The organism is Ruegeria sp. E5, assembly GCF_056534105.1.
The window spans coordinates 1-4,009 of sequence record NZ_JBQFPA010000014.1; the positions used below are offsets into that span (position 1 = coordinate 1).

Below are 4,009 nucleotides of genomic sequence, written 5' to 3' on the forward strand. Positions count from 1 at the left end.
TTGAGCATTTGAAGGCTGAGGTTTCGTCTGGCGAGATTGATACGGTATTGGTTTGTCTGGTTGACATGCAGGGCCGTTTGATGGGCAAGCGGTTTCATGCGGGTCATTTTGTTGCGGGTGCGTGGGAAGAGACACATTGCTGCAATTATCTGCTGGCGACGGATCTCGAGATGGGGACGCCGGATGGGTATGCGTCGACCAGTTGGGAGCGGGGCTATGGCGATTATGTGATGAAGCCGGATCTGAGCACTCTGCGCCCTGTACCGTGGCTGGAAGGCACGGCGATGGTGATGTGCGATGTGCTGGATCATCACACGCATGAAGAAGTGCCACACGCGCCGCGCTCGATCCTGAAGCGTCAGGTGAACCGGTTGAAGGCGATGGGTTATGACGCGATGTGCGCCACCGAGCTGGAGTTTTTCCTGTTCGAGAAAAGCTTTGATCAGATCCGCAAGGAAGGCTTTCGCGACCTTGAGCCGATCTCGGGGTATAACGAGGACTATCACATCCTTCAGACCACCAAGGAAGAGCATGTGATGCGCCCGATCCGCAACCATCTGTGGGATGCGGGGATACCGGTCGAGAACACGAAAGGTGAGGCCGAGACCGGGCAGGAAGAACTGAACATCAAATATGCGCCTGCGATGGAGACGGCCGAGTATCACTCGATCGCCAAGAACGCGGTGAAAGAGATTGCCTGGCAGCATGGGCATGCCGCGACCTTCCTGCCGAAATGGCATCATGAGAAAGTGGGCAGTTCCAGCCACGTGCATCAGTCGCTCTGGTCCGAGGGGCGGCCGATCTTTTTCGACGAAAAAGACCCGCTCGGCATGTCGGATGTGATGAAAAGCTACATGGCGGGTCTGCTGAAATACGCCGCCGATTACACCTGTTTCATGGCGCCCTACATCAACAGCTACAAGCGGTTCATGAAGGGGACCTTTGCGCCGACGCGGATCATCTGGTCGGTGGACAACCGCACCGCCGGGTTCCGCCTGTGCGGTGACGGCACCAAGGCGGTGCGGGTGGAATGCCGTATCCCGGGCTCGGATATGAACCCCTATCTGGCGATGGCTGGGATGCTGGCGGCGGGGATCGCTGGGATCGAAGAAGGGCTGGAGTTGCAGCCGCCGACCACGGGCGACGTCTATCAGGGAGAGACGGGGATGATCCCGGGCGATCTGCGCGCGGCGCGGGATGCGCTGCATGGCTCGGCGATGTTGCGGGCTGCGATGGGAGATGACGTTGTCGATCACTATGCGCGCGCGGCCGAGGTTGAGATCGAAGAGTTTGAGCGCGTGGTGACCGATTGGGAAATTGCCCGCGGGTTCGAGCGGGCTTGAGAGGGTGAAAGCGAGGGGCCAGCCCCGCCGCCATTGGCGCTCGAACCAATGGCGCACCAATGGCGGCCCCCGAGATATTTATGGCCAGATGAAGCAGGGATCCTGCTCTCTTTAGAGATGGAGTGACTATGGGGCAGATGTTGCAATGTGTCTCGCCGATTGATGGGTCGGTTTTTGCCGAGCGCGAGGTGTTGTCGCGGGAGGCGGCGTTTGAGGTTGCGGGCCGGGCGCGGGCCGCACAGGCGGCTTGGGCGGCGCGGCCCTTGCGGGAACGCATTGATCTCGTGATGGCGGGTGTGGCTGCTGTTGGCGCGATGAATGAGGAAATCGTGCCCGAGTTGGCGCATATGATGGGTCGCCCGGTGCGCTATGGCGGTGAGTTCGGCGGCTTCAACGAGCGCGCAAGCCATATGGCCGGGATTGCCGAAAGCGCATTGGCTGATATCGCGGTGGGCGAAGATGAGACGTTCAAGCGCTATATCAGGCGCATCCCGCATGGGGTGGTGTTTGTGGTGGCGCCGTGGAACTACCCCTATATGACGGCGATCAATACGGTGGCGCCTGCGCTGATCGCGGGTAATACGGTGATCCTGAAACACGCCACGCAGACCCTGCTGGTGGGCGAGCGTATGGCGCAGGCCTTCCATGCAGCGGGTGTGCCGGAAGACGTGTTCCAGAATGTCTTTCTGAGCCATGACGTGACCAACGATCTGATCGCGGGCAATGCGTTCGACTTCGTGAACTTCACCGGCTCGGTCGGCGGCGGCCAGGCGATGGAGCGCGCGGCGGCGGGCACCTTTACCGGCGTCGGGACTGAGCTGGGCGGCAAGGATCCGGGTTATGTGATGGACGATGCCGATCTGGAGGCGGCGGTTGAGACGCTGATCGACGGGGCAATGTTCAACGCGGGCCAGTGCTGCTGCGGGATCGAGCGGATTTATGTGCATGAAAGCCTGTATGACGACTTCGTCGCCAGGGCGGTGGAGATCGTGAAGGGCTATAAGCTGGGCAATCCGCTGGACGCTGAGACCACCATTGGCCCGATGGCCAATGTGCGCTTTGCCGATGAGGTGCGGGCGCAGATTGCCGAGGCGGTCGAGGCTGGTGCGGTGGCCCATATCGACATTTTCCCCGAGGATGATGGCGGCGCATATCTGACGCCGCAGATCCTGACCAATGTCACCCATGACATGCGGGTGATGCGGGATGAAAGCTTTGGTCCGGTAGTGGGCATCATGAAAGTGTCCTCGGATGACGAGGCCACCCGGCTGATGAATGACAGCGCGTTTGGCCTGACAGCGAGCCTCTGGACCCGCGATCTGGACCGTGCAGCGCGGGTGGGTGACCAGATTGAGACGGGCACCGTCTTCATGAACCGGGCCGATTATCTGGATCCCGGCCTGTGCTGGACCGGCTGCAAGAATACCGGGCGCGGCGGCGGTCTGTCGGTCATTGGCTATCACAACCTGACACGTCCCAAATCCTATCACCTGAAAAAGGTCACGGGCTAAGGACGCCGGCCTGCCTCGGAATGACCCCCTCGCCGGGGCAGGCCTTTTGACACGAAGGAAAGCAAACATGTCACTTGTTGGAAACTGGTCTTATCCAACCGCAATCAAATTCGGGGCCGGGCGGATCAATGAATTGCCCGAAGCCTGTGCTGCGGCCGGCATGAAGAAGCCGCTGCTGGTCACCGACAAGGGGCTGGCCGACCTGCCGATCACCACCGCGACGCTGGATATCATGGAGACCGCCGGTCTGGGCCGGGGTCTGTTCGCGGATGTGGACCCGAACCCCAATGAACAGAACCTCGAGGCCGGTGTTGCGGCCTATAACGCGGGCGGCCATGACGGGGTGATCGCTTTTGGCGGCGGCTCGGGGCTGGATCTGGGCAAGATGGTCGCCTTCATGTGTGGTCAGACGCGCCCGGTCTGGGACTTTGAGGATATCGGCGATTGGTGGACCCGAGCGGATGCCGATGCCATCGCGCCGATCATCGCCGTCCCCACAACTGCCGGGACCGGGTCCGAAGTGGGACGCGCCAGCGTCATCACCAATTCTGAAACCCACGCCAAGAAGATCATCTTCCATCCCAAGGTGCTGCCGACCGTGGTGATCTGCGACCCCGAGCTGACGGTGGGCATGCCCAAGTTCATCACCGCAGGCACCGGTCTGGATGCGTTCGCGCATTGTGTCGAGGCGTTCAGCAGCCCGCATTACCACCCGATGTCTCAGGGCATCGCGCTGGAAGGAATGCGGCTGGTCAAGGACTACCTGCCACGTGCCTATGCGGACGGCACCGACATCGAAGCCCGCGCCCAGATGATGAGCGCGGCGGCGATGGGGGCCACCGCCTTCCAGAAAGGCCTGGGCGCCATCCACGCCATGAGCCACCCCGTCGGCGCGGTGTTCAACACCCACCACGGCACCACCAACGCGGTCTGCATGCCCGCCGTGCTCGAGTTCAACGCGCCAGTCATCGCCGACCGCTTCCAGCAAGCCGCCGCCTATCTGGGCATCGACGGCGGCTTCGACGGCTTCCGCAGCTTCGTGCAAGAGTTCAACGACAGCCTCGCCATCCCCCGCAAACTCTCTGACCTGGGCGTCACCAAAGCCGCCATCCCCGAACTGGTCCAAGGCGCAATCATCGACCCCTCATGCGGAGG

The 4,009-nt window shown here is 61.6% G+C and carries 3 protein-coding genes; all 3 read left to right on the forward strand.

From position 1 onward, the window contains the following. Positions 1-8: 8 nt before the first annotated feature. A complete protein-coding gene (locus ACR0BI_RS22120) occupies positions 9-1,343 on the forward strand; it encodes a glutamine synthetase family protein (RefSeq protein ID WP_480563166.1) in 1,335 nt (444 codons plus the stop codon). Positions 1,344-1,471: 128 nt separating this feature from the next. Beyond that, a complete protein-coding gene (locus tag ACR0BI_RS22125) occupies positions 1,472-2,854 on the forward strand; it encodes an aldehyde dehydrogenase family protein (RefSeq protein WP_170516224.1) in 1,383 nt (460 codons plus the stop codon). Between the two features lie 67 nt (positions 2,855-2,921). Then, a partial coding sequence (locus tag ACR0BI_RS22130; protein WP_170516222.1) for an iron-containing alcohol dehydrogenase occupies positions 2,922-4,009 on the forward strand: 1,088 nt, incomplete at its 3' end.